The following is a 20897-nucleotide window of genomic DNA, read 5'->3' on the forward strand; positions in this document are numbered from 1 at the left end:
CGCCGGGTACCCGGTGCGCCGGGGACCTCGCGACGCGTGGCCTCGGCCCCGAGCGGCGTCGATGACTCGCGCCGCGTCGCGTCATCGTGGCCTTCCCGGCGTGTCGGATCAGTCATGACAGACCTCCCGCGATTAGTGCGAGTTCTAGTTCTTTGCCGAAGCGCAGCCGGACGCCTTCGCCGATTGGGATGGTGGTTTCGGGGCTGACGGGGATGTCGTTGACAAAGGTCCCGTTGGCTGAGCCGAGGTCGCGGATTCGCGCGGCTGTGCCGGTGATCAGGAGCTCGGCGTGGCGTCGGCTGACCTGGTCGTAGGGCGCAAGGGCTCCCCTGATGGCCGGGTCTGGTGCGTGACGGCCGAGCAGGATGGTTTGGTCGCGGGGAAGCAGGACGACCACGTTTCCTGGAAGGACGAGCCGAACATCCGGTGCCGCGGTAGAGATTGCGGGGAGTGGGTCGTTGCACCGGAAACAGCTGGTGGCGCCGGGTGTGTTGGCCCTTCCGCATCCGGGGCAAGTAACGTCAGAGCCGACGTTCGGCGGCGCAGCCCCTGCATCAGCGGGGTTGTAGCTGGGTCGCTCCTCGGCGGTCGGGGCGGTTTCGGGGCGGGGTATTCCGTCGAGTTCGCACACGGTCACGTCGTTGGGGTAGGTGGTGCCGCATAGGCACACCCAGGTCATGCCCGCCATGACACCCCTTCGAGGTGGATGCCGGTGGTTCTGAGTTCGTCTTCGAGCCGTTGCAGGTCTCCGGCCTCTGGGAGGCCGAGAATGAAAACTTGGTCTTCGGTCGCTGTGACCTGGAGACGCGGCCCGCTCAGTTGGGTGAACCGCTGGCGGCCCAGCTCGGTGAGGAGTGTGACTTCCTGATTGTCGGAGGCGAGCAGCGGTCCGCCTGAAGGCCTCGTCTGGTCGTAGCGGCCGGCGATGAGAATGTCGAGCCGGTTGATGAGTTCCGGCGATCGACGGCGAGCAACTGCCGTCGTGTAACCGGTGAAGGCAAGGACGTCGGTGTTGGGCGCCGCTTCCTTCACGGCGTCGATTACCACTGTGAGGGCGTCAGGTTGCTGGAATGGCTCGCCACCGGAGATGGTGAGTCCGGTCAGATTGTGGGCGCGGACGTGGCTGAGGACCTGGTTGGCGACGTCAGTTTCATGGATCTCGGTCCCCGCGTAAGGGTTCCAGGTATCGGTCGAAGCGCATCCCGGGCAGGCGAGGTCGCAGCCCTGGACCCAGAGGCCGACACGGCGACCGGGGCCGAGGGCGGTGACCGGAGCGAGGATGCGGCTGATTCTCATCCCAAGATGACCTCGTAGCGGCCGTCGCGTTCGGTTATGGCGGTGATTTTGGCGTTCTGTCGGGTCTCGATGGCGAGCGCGCGGGCGAGGGGGTTGACCAAGTGGGTGTCGAGCTCCTGCCCAACGCCGCGCCCGCCGAGGGTCATGTCATGCGTGCATGCGTCGGCGAGCTGGGCGAGGACAGGTTCGGCGATAGTCAGCTCGATGTCGTGCTCGGCCTGCACCCGGCTCAGGACGTTGGGGACGTAGCGGTCGCGGACGAGGGCGCGGCCGATGTCGCGCGTGAGAAAGTCAAAGACGACGATGTTGTCACCGATCCGGCCGAGGAGTTCGGGCCGGTTGAGGTCATCTCGAAAAGAGCGTTCGACCGATTGGAGAACCTGGCTGTTGTACTCAGGTGAGGCTGGGTCGACGCCGGCAACGCCGAGGTTGGACGTGAAGATGACGATCGTGTCGGTGAAGTAGACGGTGGCGCCGCTGCCGTCGGTGAGCCGTCCGTCGCTGAGGATCTGCAGGAACTTGTCGAGGATGCGGGGCGCGGCCTTCTCAATTTCGTCGAATAGGACGACGGACATGGGTTTGCGCCGTACGGCGTCGGTGAGTTCCCCCCCATGGCCGTGACCGATGTAGCCGGGTGGTGCGCCGATCAGCCGTGCCTCGGTGTGCTCACTGGCGAACTCGCTCATGTCGAAGCGGATATAGGCATCTGGGTCGCCGAAGACGAGCTCAGTGATCGCTTTGGCGAGTTCGGTTTTGCCGACGCCAGTAGGGCCAGCGAAGAACATTACGCCGCGGGGGCCGGAGGAGCGAGGACCTTGCCACGCCCCGGAGAGTGCCATCGTGGAGCGGATGAGCACGGCGGCGGCGTGCGCGACGGCGCGGGGTTGACCGAGCACCTTGGCTGCCAGGGTTTGTTCGGCTTTGGCGACTCGGCGGCGCAGTGCGTCTTGCTTCCACTTGTTCTCGATGAGGCCGAGCTTGTAGGCACGGGCAGCGTCGTCGACATGGGCTGCGTCGAGGCCGGCGTCCTGAGAGAGCCGATTGATGACGCTCATGGCCCGGAGGCTGAGACCCTCTGTGCTCTCTGCATAGACCGTGGCCAATTGGTCGAACTCATTTAGCACCTTGGCAGCAGCCGGAGTGAGGTCGGGGCGGGGGCTAGCAAAACGTGCGGCGAGGGCTTCGCGCCTGGCGTCGGGGCTGTCGGCCCCCGGCGACCCGGGCAGGGCGGGCCCGAATAGCAGCGCGGCGCGGCGTCTCAGGTCGAGGTCGGGGGCGGGAATTGATATCTGCCGGATGCCATCGCTGCCTCCCACCAGCCACGTTGGGAGGTCTGAGGGTCGGTCTACCAGCCAGACGACGGGGTTGTAGATAGGGGAGGGGCTGCTTTGGTGAACGCTGGCGAGGGCACAGAGCATGAACTCGTGCAGGTCGTGGTCGGGCGGATCGCCGGCGGGGCGCTGTTGTGATTGGTAATCGAGGATCAACGCAGCCGATCCGGGTGCGGTTGTCGCGCCGTGTCCTCTGCGGGTTAGCCGCGTGAGGACAGTGCCGAGTTCTGTCCAGCTGATCGGCTCGCCGAGGGCGACTCCGCACTGCTTGAGGAAGTCGACCGCGGCCGCCTCTGCCTCTGGGTTACCGGCTGGCTCGACGCACAGTCCAGTAGGAGGGGAGTGGTACAGCGCAAAGGTGAAGCCTCGTTCGGCGAGACCCGCCCAGAGGCTCTCGACAGTCGTACGTGGTTGGGGCAGCGGTTGACCTGCGGGCTGGATCAGGTGGAGGTCGCGGATGTTGCCGTGGACGACATACTGCGGGGTAACGACAAGGTTTGCGTCGATGTCTCGCAGCCAGTGCGGCCAGTCGCCGGTCAGCGCCATCAGAGGTGGCGCTCCTGCTGAAGCGGGCGCCGCCGCCGGCGTGCTGCCTCTCGGGCGTTGACCTCTTTCCTGACCTCTCGCTGCATGGGCATCTGGCCAGGACGTGCGGTGTAATACCGGTCGAGTCGGACCCCGGCCGCGGCAAGTTCGGCGCTCAGCTGGTCGACAACATCGCAACCGGCGGCTTGAGCGTCGAGGTCACCCCGGGTGTCGGCAGTCAGTGCAATGGTCTCGGTCAGAAGGCGCCTGCGGCCGTCTTGAAGCTGGAGTTCGATGCCGTAGCCAGGCAGGTCCGGTGGCTCGATGATCGTTCGGCCGGAAGTGAGTGCATCCTCGAACTCCTCGCCGATCTCATAACCCATGCGGGTCAGTGCTGCCGTCAGTTCCCGAATGGCGACCCGACGATCCTCCTGCGCCATGTCCAGTTTGCGTTCACTGTCTATCGCCGCCTGGATCGCGGCCAGGTCAGCTGGCGTGCGCGCCGAGGCCGCCATGGCTGCGACGCGTGAGCTCGCTTCGGAGGGGAGACCTGACGCGTCGAAGAGTAGCTCCTGCACCTTGGCTTCGAGCTTCTCCCGACGGGCCTGTTCGGCGAGGTCCCTGTGGATCTCGGTGCGAAGGATCGCAAGTCTGCCGCGAGCGGCTCGGAGATCGGTGGCCAGAAGCCGGAGGGCGTCTTCGGCAATGGTGACCAGACGCGATCGACATTGCGCGTCGGTGATGAACGCCGCTTGCGCGAGGGCGGCCTCCAAGCTGGACTTGAGTTCATCTGCGGGCGATGCGAACGCACCAACTTGGCTCGATGCGTGATCGCCCGCGGATTCGGCCGGCCGGATGTCGAGAGTGATGCCGGCCGCGATTCCAGCCAGGTGGTTACTGATCTCCTCGACCCAGGTGACTCGTTGAGCGTGCTGGACCGCGGCCTGGGCGATGGATACCTGTGCAGCTAGGTGGCTCGCATGAGCGGTCCACTCCTCGAGGTCGTCGGTGACGGGGGCTCGAAGCTCGGCAGGTACCGGCGCACCAAGCGCGGCAGCTTCTGCCTTGGCCCGTGCAAGCCGTTCACCTAGTGCGCTGCAGCGTCGTCGTTGCTCGGTGAGGGCTCGCCGTCGAAGCTCCTCCGGTGAGACCACCACGAAGTAGGACCCGGTGCCGTGACTCATCCGCCCCCCTTGCCCTGATTCTCGTCGCCACAAAGCGGCACTATCCTGTCAGGGGCCGATCGGTCCTGTCCCGCGATTCGGGGATGGGGGGACGGTCTGCTCCGCCCCGGGGAGGAGGGGACAGACCGGCCGCTCCACGCGTAGGAAGGCAACTCATTGGCCATCGAGTACATGTTCGTGAGAATCGTGAAGAGCGGAGGCTCCGGACAGGAGCGCATGGAAGCGAGTGGACTGGTTGCCGGTGTGGAGACGTTCGCCCGCAGCGATGACCAAGCACCGCAGGACTACAACTCCCGCGATGGATGGGTCCGCGCCTTCGTCAGCCGCGTCGTGAGCGAACTCGGCGACGATGACTGGACGGTGGTCACCACGAGCGACCTCCGCCAGGCGCGTGCATTCCAGTCCGTTTGCGAGCTGGAACTCGTGATGAGTCGGACCCGATGACCTCAGGTAGCCGCGCCAGCCAAGTGGAGCACATGGTTGCCGGGCTGGTTCTGAGTTCTCCCACCAACTTCAACGCATACGTTGATGGCGAGCACATGATCACCCGTGAGGCCCCCGACTTGTGGCAGGGACTCGCCATGCTGAGCAGCACGCTCGCCGATCTCGGCCGAGACGGTTGGAGGGTCGACGCCGTCATCGACACTGGCTACGTAAAGACACTCTTCCTCAGCCGAGAGAGCAGTTGGTAGGGAAGATCCGGCCCTACTTCCAGTGACCGCCGTGCTCGTTGCAGACCGAACCGGTGTTGTTGCACTTACTGCAGGTGAGCTTGCCAAACGCTCCACTGGCTCGGCCGCCGTTGCAGGCCTGGCAGTCGTGGACGGGCCGGCTGCACTTCTTGCACTTCATCGGTTTGCTCCGTTCGCGAAATGTGGGCGAGGGTCCCGAGTAGCGCTAACACTACTTCAGCCATACACAAACCGGCGGGGCTCTGATCAAGTTTGAGGGGCTACGATGGTCCGCTTGCGACGGGCTCGTTCATCAGCCGCCAGCCTCGCTCGGATCTTGACCGTTGGGAACAGGATGCAGTTCGGGCCGAACCGGTTCGCCGCCGTGCTCCCGGCAGGGGAAGCCGCAGGCCGTTGACCCTGCGTCACGCCCTTGTGTCAAGCGCGCGACTGTCGTAGCGGCTTGTGGTGCGCGGGTCTGCTGTCGTCGTCCTGTCGCACCACCCGATCTGACTGACTTCGACGACGACAGATGGCTGGGTCGTCGCAATCAGTCGGCCCCACACATAGCCCACGAGAATGCCCATTCCCACAGACTATGAGCGTGTCGCGGGCCGAAGTGTCGCCCCCGTCGCCTACCGTCGAAGGGTGGACACGCTGCCGACCGGACCCATCGAGTCCGACCCGATCGACTACTACCGCGGCCGGGACTTCGCTGACCTGCGCGCGCTGCTCGACGAGGCCCTCGACGGTGTCGAGTTGGGTGCGTACGACCGCCGCATCGTCGACTGGGCCAAGCAGACGTGGGACCAGCCCACCATGGTCACCATCGCGAGCCTGATCCAACGAGCCCGGGCACTTCGATGACCGCAGCAGGGGCGACGGCCGAGCCGAACATCGCTGCCCTGCTCACCGGGCCGGGCTGCGACCCGGCCTGCGACCTACACACCGAGCACGTCTACGTGCTCTGCTACGGCGAGCCGACCTTGATCACCGACCGCGACTGGGCCGCCTACGACCCGCGCGGAGAGGATGCCAACTACCCGATCAGCCACTACGTCGGCTGGACCCGCCGCCGGCCCCCGGTCGCCCGGGTCCGCCAGCACGGCGCGCGATCGGGGCACTTCATCGCCAAGATCGTTCCGGGCGACAGGCACGACGAGGTCCTGGTCAAGGCGACCGGGCGGTGCCCACGCTGCTCCGGGTCGCTGGACTACCACGCCGAGAGCCCGCACCGGCCCGCCAGCGCGCATGGCTGACCCGACCACGCCCGCCGGTCGGGACCGTGGTGCGGCCATCGCTGACCCTCGGCTGCCGCTACTTGTCCTCGAGCCAGATCAGCAGCCCGCGGACCGCGACCCCTACGCCGTCTACCTCGGCCAGCTGACCGGCGAAACGCTGCGCACGATGCGCGGCTGCCTGGATCGCATGGCCCGAATCCTCGCCGGGGTACGCCTCGAAGAGCCGGCTGCTGAGGAGGTCGAGCGCGGAGTGCCGGTCGTCACTGGCGCGTGGGTCCCGTGGTGGGAACTTCGCTACGAGGGCACCGCGGCGCTGCGTGCGGTGATGCTCGACATCGGCTGGTCGCCCAGCCACATCAACAAGCACCTCTCCGCCTTGCGCCGGGTGCTCAAGGAGTCCTGGCGACTCGGGTTGATGAGCGCCGAGGACTACCACCGGGCGATCGACCTGGAGCCCGTCAAGGGCACCCGCGAGCCCGCTGGCCGCGACGTCGGTGACAACGAGCTCGCCGCCCTGCTCGCGGCCTGCGATGACAGCCCGCTCGGCATCCGCGACGGAGCGGTCATCGCTGTCGTGTACGCGAGCGGCATCCGACGGGCCGAGGCCGCCGCCCTCACCCTTTCCTCGTACTCCGCGGCCACCCGATCGATCCGCTTGGTCGGCAAGGGCAACAAGGAGCGGATCGTCCCGCTCGGACAGGCAGCACTGCCCTGGCTCGAGGCCTGGCTGCGCCTCCGCGGTGGCAAACCTGGTCCGCTGTTCTGCCCGTTGCGGAAGGGCGGCAAGATCGAGTTGCGCCACATGAGCTCCCAGACCATCGCGGATCTCCTCGAGCGGCGACGGCTCCAGGCGGGCGTAGCGCTCCCGGTGAAGCCACACGACCTCCGGCGCACCGTGATCGGCGACCTCCTCGACGGCGGCACCGACCTCGCGACCGCCCAGGCGATCGCCGGACACGCAGACCCGCGCACCACGAGCCGCTACGACCGGCGAGCGCTCGACACCAAGCGAGACGCAGTCAACGGCCTGCGGCTTCCCCCGCCGGGAGCCCGGCCATGACGAACCGGTTCGGCCCGAACGTCATCCTGTTCCCAACGGCCCAGATCCGAGCGAGGCTGGCGGCTGATGAACGTGCCCGGCGCAAGCGGACCATCGTCGTCGGACAGCCTTGGGGCTGGCTGTGGTGGCCCGGCGATCGCAACCCGGTCGCCACCGACCCGGACATCGACGATGGACGGCGCACATCTCGCGCGATCAGCACGATGCATGTCGACTGGCTCCTCGTCCTCCATGCCGCCCGCTATGCCGTCGGCCGACTTCCAACGGACGCCGCAAGCCTGCTCGCGCTATCCGAAGTCGAGGTCAGGGTGCCCATTCCGTTGACAGACGAGGAGCACATCCTCGCCCAGAGCTGGGTGGGACCGGCGTCTCCGGTGACCTACTGGTACGAACAGGACATCGTCCAGGACGGACGTCACCGACTCTGGCTGACCCGCGATCAGGCGCCCCGGTATCAGCTGCCCGTCTTCTCAACAAACCTCGCCTACCTTGCCGACGCACGCGCTGGCCATATCCCGGCCCGTGTCACCCTCGAAGAAGTCCGGTCCGCCCAGGAATGGTGGAGCGGTCAAGAAGACCACTTACGCGAGACCGCCTCCACACACCTCCGTGTCCTCACCGAGGTCGAGACGGAGCTGGCGGGAGAAGCACCGAGCACTGCTCCAGAACCAGCGTAATCCGTCGGGCCTGGCGGATATCGTTGGGCTCCAACTCACCAGGGAGACCCATGAGCCGCAGCGAGACCGCAGTCGTGCCCGTCTGGACACTGTCCACCGCACACGACGCCGTCATTCCCACCTTCACTCACGAAGGCCCACTCACCCCCGAACGGCTCACCGAACTCCGCTCGGCCCTCGCGGCATTCGCCTCCTCTCCCGTGGTGACCCTCGAGGCTCACCCGCTACCCGCCAAGCGCGACCGCGCGACCGGCCTCCCTCTGGACGCACTTAGCCCGCTCGCACAGGAGCTCTCCCGGCTTGTCGCCGCCAACGCGCAGAAGGTGCCCGCCGTCGCACAGGTGGCGGAGTCCAGCGAAGTCCTCTACCGAATGGTCGTCCCTGCCAAGGTCGCGTCCCAGGTCGGCAAGGGCCTGGTAAAGCCCATGGCGTCGAAGGCCGTCAACGGCGGGATTTACGGCGACCTCGTCGCCGACGCCGGTAAGAAGCTGATCACGGCCAAAGCCTCCTTCGTCCCAGTGGAAACTGCAGCCGCCGGCGCGACCGGGACAGCCGTGGGCGCCGCAGCCGGAACCGCAGCCGCAGGCACCGCCATGACCGTCGCCGCTCCCTTGGTGCTGATGGCTGTCGCCGTCGGCGCGAGCGCTTATGCCGACCACGAACGCCAGAAGGCGATCGCGAACATCACCGAGCTCCTCGAAAAGCTGCACGACGACAAGCTCGACAAGGAACGTAGCGAGCTCGACGGTTGTCGCGATGCGATCGACAAGGCCACCGCGCTGCTGCTCGACCGCGGAAGGGTCGGCGCATCACTCGGCCTCGACTCGGCCGTGCATGCCATCAGCACCGCCACTGAGAACGCGGCCCGCCGCGTCCAGAAGTGGGAAGACGCACTCGACCACATCGCCGACAACAAGGTCGAACTCTCCGAGCTCGAAGCCGCATTCCAAGGCATCGCCGGAGACGGAGGAGAGTTCCGCACCCACCTCGAGTTGGCCGCTCTCGCCATCGCACTCAAGCGTCGAGTGGTCGTACTTCAAGGTGTCGAGGCCGGCCAGAGCGATCCCGATAACCCCTTCGAGCACTTCGTCCGCAGCCTCAGGGCCGACCAGCAACGGATCGATGACCTGGAGTCCCGCATCGCCCGGGTGTTGATGCGAGTCTCCACCCTCGAGCTGCGCCCGCCGGCCCGGCTCATCGACAAGGTCATGACCCGCAAGCAAGTAGACAGCCTCCTAGAAACCTCCTACCGGCTGCGCGAATTCGGCGCCGGCATCAGCGCCGGGCCCGCTGCGGACGTGGTCATCGAAATCGAGAAGCACAGCGACGGCACACTGCTGGTGCTGCCAGCCCGGGCGTCCTGACCGAGCCCGCATCACCCGGTGCCGATGCCCTTCTCGTCACCCTGATCGGGGCTACATGAGGTTTCAGGCGTGCCACGATGCAGGTGTGGGATTGTTCAAGCGCAGCGAGACCGTCCGGGCCAAGAAGATCGGTGCTCACGCCCGCTACGTCGACGAGGACGTCCAACGGGTCGACCTCAAGATCACAAGCAGCGACGGCGAGGTCGTCACCGTCGACCTCAGCCTTGACCAAACCCGGCAACTCGTCATCGACCTGACCAACGCCTACGGAGCGTGTCGGCCAGCCCTACTCGACCAGAAGAAGGTCGACCGCATCACTGCGTTCTTCGGGATGCGGTGAATGACGGCACCACGAGTCGTCGCCGTCGACGTCGGATCAGTCCGGACCAACTTCGCCTGGGCGGGCCTCGATCTACCCGGCCGCCACCCGGTTGGCGAGGGCGGCACCCATCCCGAGGGCGCGGCCCTCGCGGTGCTCAAGGCGATCGACGCCGGCCGCCCAGTCGCGCTCGGCTTCGAAGCGCCGCTGATGGTCCCGGTCAGTCCGGTGAGCCCCGTCGAGGGCTGGAGGACCCTGGGCCAAGCCCGCCAGGGCGAAACCGTCGACGGTCGCTCCAGACCGTGGTCCGCGGGCGCCGGCAGCGGCGCCCTCGCCACCGGGCTCGTGCAGATGGCATGGATCCTCGAACGCGTCGGAGGACAACGCACGCTGCGGTGCACGACCCAGCCGGACGCGTGGCTGGCCGGCGACGCCGAGCTGTTCGTGTGGGAGGCGTTCGTGTCCGGCACTGGCAAACCCGTCCCTACGGGGATCACCCAGCACGCTGCGGACGCGGCCGCGGCCGCTGACACCTTCGCCGACCGCCTGGAGGAGGGCACCCTGAGCAGCTCCGACGTCTTCTGCGCACCCTCCTCGTCGTTCAACCTCGCGGCTGCCGCCGCGGCGTACGCCGGCCTGTCGATCGCCATCAGCGAACTGCGCGACCAGGTCCAGGTCTACCGAACTCGGCCCGCCCTCGTTTAGGTCACCGCAGCCGGCGCCGCGGCGATGCTGATCTGCACGTCGTGACCGAGCGTTGGGTCGACGGCAACGTGCAGGCCGAGGTCGGTGATCCGGCCGTCTTGGGGGTGCCAGTCGCGGTCGGCGCGGGTTCGGCCCAGGAGCGGGTCGAGGGCGTCGATCGTCGGCTTCCACAGCGTCAGCCAGTTGCGTTGCGGGCCGACGACGAATGCCAGCTGCAGTTGCACGGGGCCGGCGGGGATCGCAGCAGCGTCTACGACGGCCGACCGGACCTGCTCCTTGTACGCCGTTGTCGCGACCGACGCGGTGGTGCGGACCGCGTAGGTGGACCTTGGCCCATGGGTCTCGGTCGCGGGAGCGATGTGGACTCGTGAGGAATCGGCGTGCCGCTTGGTGCACCACACCGCCACCAGGTCCTCGTTGCGGAGCCGGCTGGCCAGCGGAAAGGCGTAGTTGTCCAGGTCAGCCATGTCGACCAGGTCGCGGCCTGCCGGCAGACCGACCTCAAGCCACATCGTCCAGGGACGGCCGGGCACCAGCTGAGGCGCCACCAGCCGCGCTGTGTCGTCGAGGTACTCCCGAAGGCGGACCTGGTCCGCGTCGGTCGCCTTGTTCCAGCTGGCCAGGCGCGGCACCTTGCGGAGTACCACGCCATCCCCGTCCGGGCGGCGGTACCACCTCGGGGCCGTCACGGACGGTGCACCCTTCCGGCCTGGTCGACCCACCAAACCTCGATCTGCGCCGCTGCGAGGGATCCGGCTGTCTCGGCATGGAGATCGCGATAGCGGGGGAAGTCCGGCAGAGCGATCACGCTGCCCCAGCCCGGCTCCTTGCCCCGCAGCCGCATCGCGGCGAGCACTGCCTGGGCGTACCAATGGCCAGCCTGGGTGCTCGGGCTGGTGCGCTTGGCCTCACCGGCGCGTGCCGGATCGGCGTAGTTCCGACTAGGGAACCCCTTCACCTCTACACCGATCGTCTGGCCGTCGCGGGAGGCGATCACGTCGATGCCGTGCTCCTTGGTCGCGGTATTGGCGACAGAGAGGATGCGCCAGCCCTCACCGGCGAGGGCGGTGACGAGGGCTGCCTGGACGTTGGCCTCGGTGTGCCACTCCCCTCCCAACTCGTCCGAGGTGGCAACAGGCCTCACGGCGGCCGACGCGTCCCGCACGGTCGGTGGTGTCGTCCGGGACTCGACGTCGCCGGCGACCTCGAACCCAAGCGCGGCCAGGTGCCGCCGGGCGGTGTGGGAGATGAACTCGGACCGAGGAATTCCCGTGGCAACTTCGAACGCCTGAATGGCCGGGTACCAGGTGCCGTTGATCCTCACGGCGTGCTTACGGATCGCGTCGGGGGCCACGTCAGTCAGCCGGGCCTCGACGTCGTCACGCACCAGTTCGTAGCGCTGACCGTTCAACGTGAACCGGATCGCCACACGGCCCTGACTCTCCATGGCCAGAAGCTACGGCAACCTGCGCGACGCGACGACAACCTTCGCTCAGCTCTGCGGCGGCCGGCCCTAGCCTCAGCTCGTGCTGACCGTGCGCCTGACCATCCGCCAACTGCCACCGAACGCTGACACCGTCGAGGGGTACAACCGGGTCGGAGAGATGCCCACCCGTGAAGTCACCGCAACTGGTGAGAATTACCACGAGGTGCTCGCAGAGTGCCGGGCTCACGTGCCCGAGGGCTGGCAGTCACTCGGGATCATGGTCGATCGTCCGTGACCGCGCGGCCGGTGCCCCCGGCCGGACCTTCCCAACTGCCCGCGGCGCCGACTTGGAGCCATGCCTGGGAGCGGCGCTAACCTTGCCTCATGTCGAACACATGTTCGACCGGGCCGGGTTGCAGGGTGCCGGTCGAGACGACCGCATCCTTTCCCAACCCTGCCCAGGACTACTTCGAAGGCCACCTGTCCCTAGACCGCCACCTGATCGCCCGGCCGACCTCGACATTCGTCTTACGCGTCAGCGGCGACGCACTGGCCAGCATGGGCATCCGCGACGGCGACGAGCTCCTCGTCGACCGCGCCCTGGACCCCGCGCCCGGCCGGGTGCTGGTGGTGGTTGTCGAAGCCGAGCGGCGCCTCGGCCGCTTCGACGTCGTCGACGGCCAGGCGGTGCTGGCCACCGACCTCGAGCAGATCCCGCTCACCGCCGAAGTCGAGCCCTGGGGCGTGGCCACGGTCCTGCTGCATCACCTTCCACTCGGCCCCGCTGGTGACCGCCAGCGACGCCACGCTGCCAGATGACACCCCGATGACACGCTGCCAGTGGGGCACCCAGAACCCAGCCCCGCCGATCGCCCTTGTCGACGTCCGCTCCATGTTCGTGAGCGTGGAGCGGGTGCTCGACCCGACCCTGGTCGGCCGGGCCTGCATCGTGCTGTCCAACAACGACGGCTGCGCCGTCGCGCGGTCAGATGAGGCCAAGGCGCTCGGCGTGCAGATGGGCGATCCCTGGTTCCAGCTGCGCGAGAAGCCGCACCTGCTCGACCTGGTGGCCAAGTCGAGCAACTACGAGGAGTACGGCGCGTTCAGCTCCCGGTTCCACGAGACCGTCGCGACCATCTCGGCACACACCGAGACCTATTCCGTCGACGAGGCCTTCGTGGGTCTCCCCCGCGCCGACCCAGCAGCCACGGCCGGCGATCTTCAGGCGCGGGTTCGGCAATGGACCGGGCTGCCGACAGCGGCCGGCATCGGGCCGACCAAGACCCTGGCCAAGGTCGCCCAACGCCACGCGAAGGGCACCGGACAGCCGCTGGTTGACATGACCACCTGGACGCATGAAGAGGTCGGTGACCTGCTCGCCGCAACGCCTGTCTCCGAGGTCTGGGGCATAGGTGCACGCCTGACGGCAGGTCTTGCCGGTCTCGGAATCCACACCGCTGCGGACCTCGCGCGGGCCGACGCCGGCGTCCTGCGCCGCCGCTGGTCGGTGGTCCTCGAGCGCACCGCACGCGAGCTCGCCGGCGTGCCGTGCATGCCCGTCGGGTTCACCCCCAAGGACCGCCAGCAGCTGATGTACTCCCGCATGCTCGGCGCCACCGTCAGCAGCCCCAGCGAGATGCGCGGCGTGCTCACCCAATACGCGGCCGCGGCCGCGCGACGACTCCGCTCCCACAGCCTGGAGACCGCGCTGATGCAGGTCTGGCTCAGCAGTAGCCGGTTCCGTGACGACGTCGCCCATCACAGCGCCTCTGTGGCCTTCGACCCACCGACCAGCGACCCGCTGCGCCTCATCGCGGCATCCCACGCCGTACTGACGAAGATGCGCCCCAACTGGCCGTACAACCGGGCCGGGATCCTCCTCACCGGGCTGTCCCGGGCAGGCGCCTCCCCCCAGCTCTGGCCGGGCGAAACGGCCTCTCGCCTACGGCTCGCCGACACCGTCGACGAGATCTCAGCCCGTTACGGCCGAGACGCGATCGGCTGGGGACCAACCGGGCTTCGCGGCTCCCGACGCTGGGACATGCGCCGCGACCGCCTCTCCCCCGCCGGCACCACCAGATGGAACGAACTGCTCACCGTGCGATGAACCGAGCACACAGGGTCAGCGGCCGGTCCGTAGGAACTCGGCGTACCGGTGTCGGTCACACCACCTGAGCCCCGTCACGACGATCGCGACGGCAATCAGCACCGGGGTGATCACCGCGAGGGTGCCGACGAACCGAGGCGGGTGGGCACCCGCCGCGGCCATGAGCATCCAGCCGACGAACTCCGCGGCCGCGATGACGAGCCCCATGCGAACTCCGGACCAGGTCCAGCTGCGCCGCTGCTCGTCAAGGAACCCGCGCATGTACGACACGTCGGCACGACCGGTGTCGGTGACCGGGATACCGGCCGGAGGACGATGGTTGTACGGCATCACCCTTGCTCCCTTCCGACGAGCCCGCCCTGAGAAACGCGCCCATGTCCCGGACCATACGCCGACGCGCCGACACCCTCGATCGATCGCGCGTCAGGCGGTGACCCCGATCAGCCCGATCCACGCACCGAGGATCAGGAACGGCCCCAGCGGGATGCTCTGCCCGCGCACCGACCGCCGCGTCAACACGGCGCGCAGCAGGGCGAAGCCGGTGGCCAACAGAAGCGCCGTGCAGAGCCCGACCACGAACGCGCTCCAGCCGATGCGAGCCGTCACCAGACCCGTGAGAGCGGCGAGACGCACGTCGCCGAATCCCACCCCGCCCAGTAGCCACAACACCCAGAGCGACGTCCGTGCCAGCAGAAGGCCCCCGCCCGCCCGGGCAAGGACACCAAGGTCGCCTGTGACGGCCCACTCGGTGATGAACCCCGCAGCCGCTGCGCAGGTCGCTGCCACGACGACACGTCGAGGCAGCCGACGCGTCCTCGCGTCGACAACCGCCAAGGCGTAGCCCACCGGCACCAACGGCACCAGCACCAGCAGCAGCGGATGCGGCCCGACCCCGAGCGCCAATGTCGCGGCCGCGCCCGCCGACGCCAACACGCCAACGGGCAAGAACCACCGCGCGGCCACAACGTCCGCGTAGGCGACCGGCGATTCCTCCCCCGCGACCACGCTGCCGGCCTCCGTGTCGCCATCGCCGCCCGCAGCCAGAAGCCGGCGCACGACCAGCGGTGATGCGCAGACCAGCGCAGCCGAGGCGACGGCGCTGACGACAGGGATCATCCAGGCCGGCATCATGCTTTGCCCCGGGCTCAGGTAGCCCAGCCGTCGGGCGACTCCAGGCGGCTGAACGGACCGGGATCGGTCGCCTGGCCCTTGCGTCGCGATGCCAGCGAGACCGCCATGCTCGAGACCCCGAGCAGGTCGGCCAGTTTCGCCAAGGTGAGATTGGCGCCCGCCGGGTTCCGCAGGTACACCAGTGTCGCGGTCCTCAACTCTGCGTTGAGCTTCGTCAGTCGCGCGAGCTCATCGTGCAGCACGGTCGTCAGCTGGGCGACGCCCTTGGGGCCGCCATACCGAATGGCCCACCCCGGAGAGGCCTGCGCCGCGGCGTCCAAGAACCCGGCCGGATCCCGAAGCACCTCCGCCACGACGTCAGCCGGCACGGCGGTCACATCGGCGGGCTCCATACCGCTGAGCGTATCGACCCCGACGGGGCTGCCGGCCAGGTCACGCTGGTGCAGCCAGCGACCGCCCTTCACTCTTTGGGCCCCGCGCGGCCGGTGCCGTTGGTGCCGCTCATCGCCCGCCGATGCGCGACGCCTCGACTGCGATCGTGGTGCGCTGCTCCTGCCCGGCGAAACCCCGGCCGCCCTGTCCCGAACCTGGTGTCAGCGCCGGCCGTTCGCCAGGAGTACTGGCTGCGGTTGGATCGAGGAGGTCGTCCCCGGGCTCGTCGGTTGTTGCCGCGACCGCGCAGGCGGGGCACAGATGCTCGGTCATCGTCATCTCCCAACCCGCCTCCAGGGCCGCCTCGTCGGCGGTCGACGGCGTCGACCAGCCCGGACCCTCTGGGGCGGTCAGACCGCAGCGGTCGCACAGCACCAGGTAGTGCGAGGTCTGTCGGTAACACATCAGCCATGTCCTCCGTCAGCGTGGTGGTCGTCGACCCAGGACCCGTTCGACGCGATCCGGACCGTCACGTGGTAGTCGCACATCCGGGCGCCGCGCTCGGCGTGCCGATCGCAGCCAGGGAAGTCGCAGACGGCGCCCAGGTGGCGCTGCTCAGCCAGGAACACCGCGCGAGCGGACCGCTCCGGGGACTTGTTGCCGCTCTGGGTCGCGGTCAGGTGCTCAGCGGTCATCACGCAGCCACCTCCTCGCCGTGCAGGACCGCGCGCAGACGGTTGCTGATCCACCAGCCCACCTGGGGGGAAACGGCGTTGCCATAGCCGTCGACGCGATCGCGGGCCGAGCCCCAGACCTGGAAGGTTCCCTGGTATCCGGCGAAGTCGACGTCGAAGCCGCAGCCACGGCCGATCTCGTGGTCGAACATCATCCGGAAGTAGCAGTCATCCAGGGTGAGCTCCGACAGGGCCTCGTGCCACTGGGCGGTGAGGATTGCGGTGGTGTCGCGCGAGGTCAGCGTCCCGAACGAATCGGTCACCGGATGAGGAGCCGTCTCGGTGCCGGTGGAGCCGTTCTGCTTGTACCAGCCGGAGAACAGCAGCGCCTGCGTGGGCTCGGCGGTGACGGTGCCCAGCGGCTCGGAGACCGGGTGGGCCCGGTACTTCGCCTCGAGGATGGAGCCGTTGTTCTTGATCGTCCCGGCAGCCGTGAGCAGGCCGGGGATCTGCTCGGACGTCACGGTGGGCATCGCCTCAGCGTGCGACGTCGGCGTCGTATGCCTGCGGTAGGGCAGCACCCCAGCCGACAGCAAGCCCATCGTCTCCGACCCACCCTGGGTGGGCAGCGGCTCGTCGACGCCGCGAGGAGCGCCCTGGAAGTTGTCGATCGCCATCGCGACCGGCGGCGTGATGACGCCGGTGCCGTTCGTCGAGGTCTGCGAGGGCAGCGGTTGTGCGAAGTCTCGGACCCGGCAGCTGGAACCCGGCCACTCGAAGGTGTTCCCGGCGGCCGCCATGAGCGCGCCGGTCGACAGCACTGCGGTCTCCTGCTGGCTGGTCTGGGTGGCCATCGGCTGCCACGGGTGCCGTTCGGAGCCCCGCTGGGCTTTGGCGGGCATCAGGACCGCAGGGAACTCCGCGAAGCGCTGCCGGCATCGCTCGGCCCGAGCCATCGTCGCCGGCGCCAGCGGCCGGGCGCGGTCCCCGATGCGGGTGCCCAGGTCCGACAGGTCCAGGGCCGCCAGCGAGGGCGTGAACGGCGGCACCACCTCCCGGTAGCACGCCGGGCAGCGGTAGTTGTACTGCTTGCCGTAGCGGACCGATCCGGTCGGAGGGATCCCCGTCTTCCATGACCACACCGCCTCGACCACACGCTGGCAGTGATCGCACCAGGACTCAGGGCGGTGCGCCAGGTCTGGGGCGGGGAGCTTCTTATCCCAGAACACCCAGTAGCCGCGATCGCGGGACTGGCCGACGCCGAAGAACATCGAGTTCAGGTAGAGAACCTTGTGGTTGTAGCCCAGCAGGTCGAACTGCTTGAGCCACCACCGATAGGTCGACCCGTCGCCCACCTTCCGCTTCCCGGGAACCAGCTGACCCCACGAGGCGAGCTCGGTCGTGCACTCCACCAGGATGAGCCGAGGGTGATGCGTCGCGGCGTAGTGGAGGACGCAGTTCGCCGTCGCCCGGTCCCGCTCGGATCGCGTCACGCGCGCTTCGTAGTCCGGGTCCTCGAGGTCGAACAGCGACAGTCCCTGCTCGTAGGCCTTCTTGGTGTTCGCGGGCGAGTGGTTGACGCAGCTGACCCCCGCGGCCAGGAGGTCGCCCGCCGGCAGCTCGCGAACGGAGTGGTACGCCGCGGACTCCGTGTCGACGAGATCGGCGATCCAGTGCTCGGTCGTGGGGTGGTTCGCCTCGTGGACCCTGACCTTGTACTCGTTGTGATTGGCGGCGGTGATCACGTCGAAGCCCGCGTGCGTGATCCCCTGCGTGAGGCCACCGAAACCGGAGAACAGGTCGACGGCAACGAGGGTGTCGTGCTTGAAGCGGCGCTTCTGGAGGGCCGGCCGGTGCTGGGCGATGGTCATGAGGCACTCCCCGCGAATGTGAGTGCCGAGACATGGCCATCCTTGGGCACGCGGCCCGCGTGGTCGGCGCACAGGTGCCCGCCTCCCGAGCGGACCCAGCCCCTCGGCAGCTCGACGGTCGACGGGTCGAGCCACAGCGCGTCCTGGTCCGGCTGTGCCCAGGTGCTCGCGCGACACGCGGACCGGTGCCCGGGCCTGCCCCCGATGAAGTCACAGTCGAACTTCGCGGCCTGGTGCTCCGGGATGATGTAGACGCTCACGGCTGCACCCCCAGCAGGCGGCCCAGCTGCTCCCACAAGTCGAGCACGTCGAGGCTGTCAGTGTCCTGGTCGCCCCAGGTGCGGTGAAACTCGCGTACCTGGTTGAGTCGCTCGGCATCGGCCACGAGCTCGGCCAGGTCGCTCGGTGCGTTGGCGATGAGCTCGACGTCGGCAGCCATCCCGGAGGTCTTGAGGCCGAGCCGGTGATCGTGGCCTGTGTAGTAGGCGACGAGGATGTTGTCCTCGATGAGTGCGTCGGCCGAGGTCGCGCGGACCTTGTCGCCTACCCCGTGCCACGGACCAGGGGTGGCGGCCTCAAGCCGACGGCGGACTGCGGCGATGCCTTCGGGGTTCATGCGTTCGCGCCTTTCGTAGGAGGAGCGGCGGCCGTCCAATACGGCGCCGGGTCGGGCTCCGGGGCGCCGTGGCGGCACGTGCACGTCCGAGCGCACATCGGCAGTTCGTGGTTCTCGCACTCCCCCGGGCCGTGGCCCGGCCTCATGCATCCCGCACAAGTGCTCATCTCGCGACCTCCAACGCCTAACGGATGCGCCCCTTCATGGCACCCAGTCTAAAGCCCCCCTTTAGCCATGTAAAGACCCCCTTTAGGTCAATCTTCGGAGCGTCACGCCTCAACTGCATGCCGACCACATTCCGAGGCGCTGGCCACGCGCCCGGTTCTCAAGCCGGGCGTACCTGAGGTGGCGCAAGACCGGGCGTGCACTGTCCCGCGCGGCCGCTGAGCCTGCGCTGATCTGTGCTGCTCCGACGTCGCGGCCGCCCGCTTCGACGTAGCGCAGGACACGGCCGTAGACGTCGGCGTTCTCCTGAGTCGGGTCACTCATGAGCACCACGTGGGTGCCGACCGGAAGCAGCTGCTTGAGATGGCGGGTGGCCGGATAGCCGTAGCACTCCCCCGCCTTGCCGGGATGCGGGATCTCGGGAGCACTGATCCCGAGAAACCGCACCCGAACCGATCGCCCAGACCGTGTGGTGACCTGGATGGTGTCCCCGTCGAGCACGTACGCGACTGTCCCCCGAGTGCGGTGTGCATCGACCGCCGTCGCGTCCCGAGGAGCGCCGCCGTGGTGGCGGTCGAGGGGGTCTCCGTCGAAGGAGAGCCCGTTGAGGATTCCACGGATACCGACGACGACCACGACGGCCACGATCACCACCGAGAGCAGCCGGACCGGCTGAGTCGCGCTCATCGCGTCACTCCCGGCGGCACCCTGGCCGGCGCCGGGCCGACCACCCCCTCGCTCCGCGGCCGCGGCGCGGGCGGCCGCAGACCCGGACGCCCGACCGTGGGCCGTTGGTCAGGCTGGTCCGGGGTCGCCACGGGGTGCTCGGGCGCTCGAAGCCCGGCGAGTGGCGACCCGATAGGTCCCTGGTCGGCCGAGTGGCGGATCGGCTGCTCCTCGAGGAGCTCGAGCAGGTCGGCCGGCTCCTGACTCGCGCAGGATGCCAGCGCTCGCGCATGGAGCTCCAGCCGCGCAGCGTCGAGCTTGGCCATCTCCTCTTCCCAGGCATCGAGCACGCCGCTGGCCTCGAAGGCCTCGAGTTCACCCAGGTAGGCCTCCTGTCGTGAGGTGAGCGGCCGGCCCTCGACGATCGGCCCACACCCGACCGCCTCAGCGCTCGCGGCGAACCGCGGGTACCTCCCTCGGTGCTCTCGTAGCCGCTCCGCCAAGTCACCGAGCTGTCGGCGCACTTCGGCCGGCACCGCGGTGGCGATCGCCTCGAGATCCCGCCACGCAATGACCTCGCGCGGGATCTGCCACGACTCGTCCACACCGAAGCCCAAGCCGCCGGCGGTGCCCACGATCCGCTCCCCGGTCGCCGGATCGGTGTGATGCGTGCCCGACCAACCCGACTCGCGGACCCGGCCGACCTCGGCAGGGTCAAGAAGGATCGACGTCAGCGACCAGGTCGACCACGAACGCAGCAGCTCGCACTGCCGCCGCCGGCTCACCACCGCGATCGGCTCGACCCTTCCAGCAGCACCCCCGTGCCAGGTCTCCCGGCTGCCGTCGTCACGACCCGTGCTCATCACACCTCGCCCGGGTAGTGCTCGTGCGCCGGGCACGAGCAGTCCTCACAGGGTAGGAAGTGATGCGAATGACCACACCACGGACAGGGCAGGTCGTGCCCCATGAGGATCGGTGTCTCGCACCGCTCCACCCGCCCGGCGGTAGTGATCGGCGTCGACACGCGCCTGCCGACCACCCCGACGGCCATCACGCCACCCGGACGCCCGCGGCCTCAGCAGCCCCGCCCGCGCCCTTCCCGTCGTCCTGACTGCCGGGATCCGCAGCGTCGGTGGCGGCAGTCATGTCCAGCTGACGCAGCCGCCGTACCGTGGCCTGGTCGAGCCCGGTCAGCTGCACGATCTCCTTGATCGCGAGCTTCTCAGCGATGAGCCGCTCGATCGCTGACGCGGCGGCCACCTCCGCGTCCCTCACGGCCTGTTCGGCCAGGGTCCGCTCCTCCCACGCGACCTCGACGTCGACCGCGGCCTCGTCGATGCGCCGCTCCCGGGCCAGCTGATCCGGGTCCAGTCGCAGCCTGCGCTCCCTCGCCGCCTTCAGCCGGGCATCCCGAGCCCGGTCCCGACCGGCCTGTGCCTGCGCCGCCTTGCCCACTGGGGACCACCTTCTTCCTTGCTCGTCACGTCGCGGCCAAC

28 protein-coding genes are annotated in these 20897 nt (G+C 68.5%); 11 read left to right on the top strand and 17 right to left on the bottom strand.

All coding sequences use genetic code 11. The features are described from left to right. Window positions 1-112 precede the first annotated feature (112 nt). The 4 genes from ABLE53_RS24240 to ABLE53_RS24255 all read right to left on the bottom strand — a co-directional run bounded on the left by ABLE53_RS24240 (window position 113) and on the right by ABLE53_RS24255 (window position 4336). Window positions 113-397, bottom strand: coding sequence for an FHA domain-containing protein (locus ABLE53_RS24240; RefSeq protein ID WP_348861760.1), 285 nt, complete (start codon window positions 395-397; stop codon window positions 113-115). Between the two features lie 278 nt (window positions 398-675). Continuing rightward, window positions 676-1296, bottom strand: coding sequence for a 4Fe-4S single cluster domain-containing protein (locus ABLE53_RS24245; protein ID WP_348861761.1), 621 nt, complete (start codon window positions 1294-1296; stop codon window positions 676-678). Then, window positions 1293-3173, bottom strand: coding sequence for an AAA family ATPase (locus tag ABLE53_RS24250; RefSeq protein WP_348861762.1), 1881 nt, complete (start codon window positions 3171-3173; stop codon window positions 1293-1295). The genes ABLE53_RS24245 and ABLE53_RS24250 overlap by 4 nt, the downstream gene beginning before the upstream one ends. After that, a complete protein-coding gene (locus ABLE53_RS24255; protein ID WP_348861763.1) occupies window positions 3173-4336 on the bottom strand; it encodes a hypothetical protein in 1164 nt (387 codons plus the stop codon). Before ABLE53_RS24255 ends, ABLE53_RS24250 begins: the two co-directional genes overlap by 1 nt. Before the next feature lie 156 nt (window positions 4337-4492). On the opposite strand from ABLE53_RS24255, the gene ABLE53_RS24260 reads away from it, so the two are divergent. The 8 genes from ABLE53_RS24260 (at window position 4493) to ABLE53_RS24295 (ending at window position 10373) form a co-directional block, all read left to right on the top strand. Next, window positions 4493-4780: a hypothetical protein gene (locus ABLE53_RS24260; protein ID WP_348861764.1), complete on the top strand. Its 288-nt coding sequence runs from the start codon at window positions 4493-4495 to the stop codon at window positions 4778-4780. A gap of 875 nt (window positions 4781-5655) precedes the next feature. After that, a complete protein-coding gene (locus ABLE53_RS24265; protein WP_348861766.1) occupies window positions 5656-5874 on the top strand; it encodes a hypothetical protein in 219 nt (72 codons plus the stop codon). Continuing rightward, window positions 5871-6266, top strand: a complete 396-nt coding sequence (locus tag ABLE53_RS24270; RefSeq protein ID WP_348861767.1) for a hypothetical protein — start codon at window positions 5871-5873, stop codon at window positions 6264-6266. The genes ABLE53_RS24265 and ABLE53_RS24270 overlap by 4 nt, the downstream gene beginning before the upstream one ends. Next, window positions 6259-7308, top strand: a complete 1050-nt coding sequence (locus ABLE53_RS24275) for a tyrosine-type recombinase/integrase (RefSeq protein WP_348861768.1) — start codon at window positions 6259-6261, stop codon at window positions 7306-7308. The genes ABLE53_RS24270 and ABLE53_RS24275 overlap by 8 nt, the downstream gene beginning before the upstream one ends. Next, window positions 7305-7985 carry a hypothetical protein gene (locus ABLE53_RS24280; RefSeq protein WP_348861769.1) on the top strand — a complete coding sequence of 227 codons (681 nt, stop codon included), beginning with the start codon at window positions 7305-7307 and terminating at the stop codon, window positions 7983-7985. Before ABLE53_RS24275 ends, ABLE53_RS24280 begins: the two co-directional genes overlap by 4 nt. 50 nt (window positions 7986-8035) lie before the next feature. Continuing rightward, window positions 8036-9349 carry a hypothetical protein gene (locus ABLE53_RS24285; RefSeq protein WP_348861770.1) on the top strand — a complete coding sequence of 438 codons (1314 nt, stop codon included), beginning with the start codon at window positions 8036-8038 and terminating at the stop codon, window positions 9347-9349. Window positions 9350-9434: 85 nt separating this feature from the next. Beyond that, entirely contained in the window at window positions 9435-9689 is a 255-nt protein-coding gene (locus ABLE53_RS24290; RefSeq protein WP_348861771.1) for a hypothetical protein, read from the top strand. Then, a complete protein-coding gene (locus ABLE53_RS24295; RefSeq protein WP_348861772.1) occupies window positions 9690-10373 on the top strand; it encodes a hypothetical protein in 684 nt (227 codons plus the stop codon). On the opposite strand, the gene ABLE53_RS24300 is transcribed toward ABLE53_RS24295, so the two are convergent. Continuing rightward, complete coding sequence (locus ABLE53_RS24300) at window positions 10370-11020, bottom strand: hypothetical protein (protein WP_348861773.1); 651 nt, start codon at window positions 11018-11020, stop codon at window positions 10370-10372. The genes ABLE53_RS24295 and ABLE53_RS24300 overlap by 4 nt on opposite strands. Window positions 11021-11058: 38 nt before the next feature. Then, window positions 11059-11820 (bottom strand): hypothetical protein, encoded by a 762-nt coding sequence (locus ABLE53_RS24305; RefSeq protein WP_348861774.1) that lies wholly within the window; start codon window positions 11818-11820, stop codon window positions 11059-11061. Window positions 11821-11899: 79 nt separating this feature from the next. Between ABLE53_RS24305 and ABLE53_RS24310 the strand changes: the two genes are divergently transcribed. The 3 genes from ABLE53_RS24310 (at window position 11900) to ABLE53_RS24320 (ending at window position 13906) form a co-directional block, all read left to right on the top strand. Further along, window positions 11900-12094 carry a hypothetical protein gene (locus ABLE53_RS24310; protein WP_348861775.1) on the top strand — a complete coding sequence of 65 codons (195 nt, stop codon included), beginning with the start codon at window positions 11900-11902 and terminating at the stop codon, window positions 12092-12094. A 125-nt stretch (window positions 12095-12219) separates the two neighbouring features. Next, window positions 12220-12618, top strand: coding sequence for a LexA family protein (locus ABLE53_RS24315; RefSeq protein ID WP_348861776.1), 399 nt, complete (start codon window positions 12220-12222; stop codon window positions 12616-12618). Window positions 12619-12625: 7 nt separating this feature from the next. Then, window positions 12626-13906 carry a Y-family DNA polymerase gene (locus ABLE53_RS24320; protein WP_348861777.1) on the top strand — a complete coding sequence of 427 codons (1281 nt, stop codon included), beginning with the start codon at window positions 12626-12628 and terminating at the stop codon, window positions 13904-13906. Between the two features lie 15 nt (window positions 13907-13921). On the opposite strand, the gene ABLE53_RS24325 is transcribed toward ABLE53_RS24320, so the two are convergent. The 11 genes from ABLE53_RS24325 to ABLE53_RS24375 all read right to left on the bottom strand — a co-directional run bounded on the left by ABLE53_RS24325 (window position 13922) and on the right by ABLE53_RS24375 (window position 20856). Next, on the bottom strand, window positions 13922-14236 hold the full coding sequence (locus tag ABLE53_RS24325; RefSeq protein ID WP_348861779.1) for a hypothetical protein: 315 nt from the start codon (window positions 14234-14236) through the stop codon (window positions 13922-13924). A 93-nt stretch (window positions 14237-14329) separates the two neighbouring features. Further along, window positions 14330-15022 (bottom strand): prepilin peptidase, encoded by a 693-nt coding sequence (locus ABLE53_RS24330; protein WP_348861780.1) that lies wholly within the window; start codon window positions 15020-15022, stop codon window positions 14330-14332. A 29-nt stretch (window positions 15023-15051) separates the two neighbouring features. After that, complete coding sequence (locus ABLE53_RS24335; RefSeq protein ID WP_348861781.1) at window positions 15052-15429, bottom strand: hypothetical protein; 378 nt, start codon at window positions 15427-15429, stop codon at window positions 15052-15054. 109 nt (window positions 15430-15538) lie between these two features. Further along, window positions 15539-15874 carry a hypothetical protein gene (locus ABLE53_RS24340; protein ID WP_348861782.1) on the bottom strand — a complete coding sequence of 112 codons (336 nt, stop codon included), beginning with the start codon at window positions 15872-15874 and terminating at the stop codon, window positions 15539-15541. Further along, window positions 15874-16104, bottom strand: coding sequence for a hypothetical protein (locus tag ABLE53_RS24345; protein WP_348861783.1), 231 nt, complete (start codon window positions 16102-16104; stop codon window positions 15874-15876). Before ABLE53_RS24345 ends, ABLE53_RS24340 begins: the two co-directional genes overlap by 1 nt. Further along, window positions 16104-17954 carry a DNA cytosine methyltransferase gene (locus ABLE53_RS24350; RefSeq protein WP_348861784.1) on the bottom strand — a complete coding sequence of 617 codons (1851 nt, stop codon included), beginning with the start codon at window positions 17952-17954 and terminating at the stop codon, window positions 16104-16106. Before ABLE53_RS24350 ends, ABLE53_RS24345 begins: the two co-directional genes overlap by 1 nt. After that, window positions 17951-18214 (bottom strand): hypothetical protein, encoded by a 264-nt coding sequence (locus ABLE53_RS24355; RefSeq protein ID WP_348861785.1) that lies wholly within the window; start codon window positions 18212-18214, stop codon window positions 17951-17953. Before ABLE53_RS24355 ends, ABLE53_RS24350 begins: the two co-directional genes overlap by 4 nt. Next, on the bottom strand, window positions 18211-18570 hold the full coding sequence (locus tag ABLE53_RS24360; RefSeq protein WP_348861786.1) for a hypothetical protein: 360 nt from the start codon (window positions 18568-18570) through the stop codon (window positions 18211-18213). Before ABLE53_RS24360 ends, ABLE53_RS24355 begins: the two co-directional genes overlap by 4 nt. Window positions 18571-18846: 276 nt before the next feature. After that, window positions 18847-19422, bottom strand: coding sequence for a thermonuclease family protein (locus ABLE53_RS24365; RefSeq protein WP_348861787.1), 576 nt, complete (start codon window positions 19420-19422; stop codon window positions 18847-18849). Next, window positions 19419-20264 carry a hypothetical protein gene (locus tag ABLE53_RS24370; protein ID WP_348861788.1) on the bottom strand — a complete coding sequence of 282 codons (846 nt, stop codon included), beginning with the start codon at window positions 20262-20264 and terminating at the stop codon, window positions 19419-19421. The genes ABLE53_RS24365 and ABLE53_RS24370 overlap by 4 nt, the downstream gene beginning before the upstream one ends. A gap of 187 nt (window positions 20265-20451) precedes the next feature. Then, window positions 20452-20856: a hypothetical protein gene (locus ABLE53_RS24375; RefSeq protein ID WP_348861789.1), complete on the bottom strand. Its 405-nt coding sequence runs from the start codon at window positions 20854-20856 to the stop codon at window positions 20452-20454. Window positions 20857-20897: the final 41 nt, after the last annotated feature.

Origin of the sequence: Nocardioides asiaticus (genome assembly GCF_040049175.1) — a bacterium.
Classification (GTDB): domain Bacteria; phylum Actinomycetota; class Actinomycetes; order Propionibacteriales; family Nocardioidaceae; genus Nocardioides; species Nocardioides cheoyonin.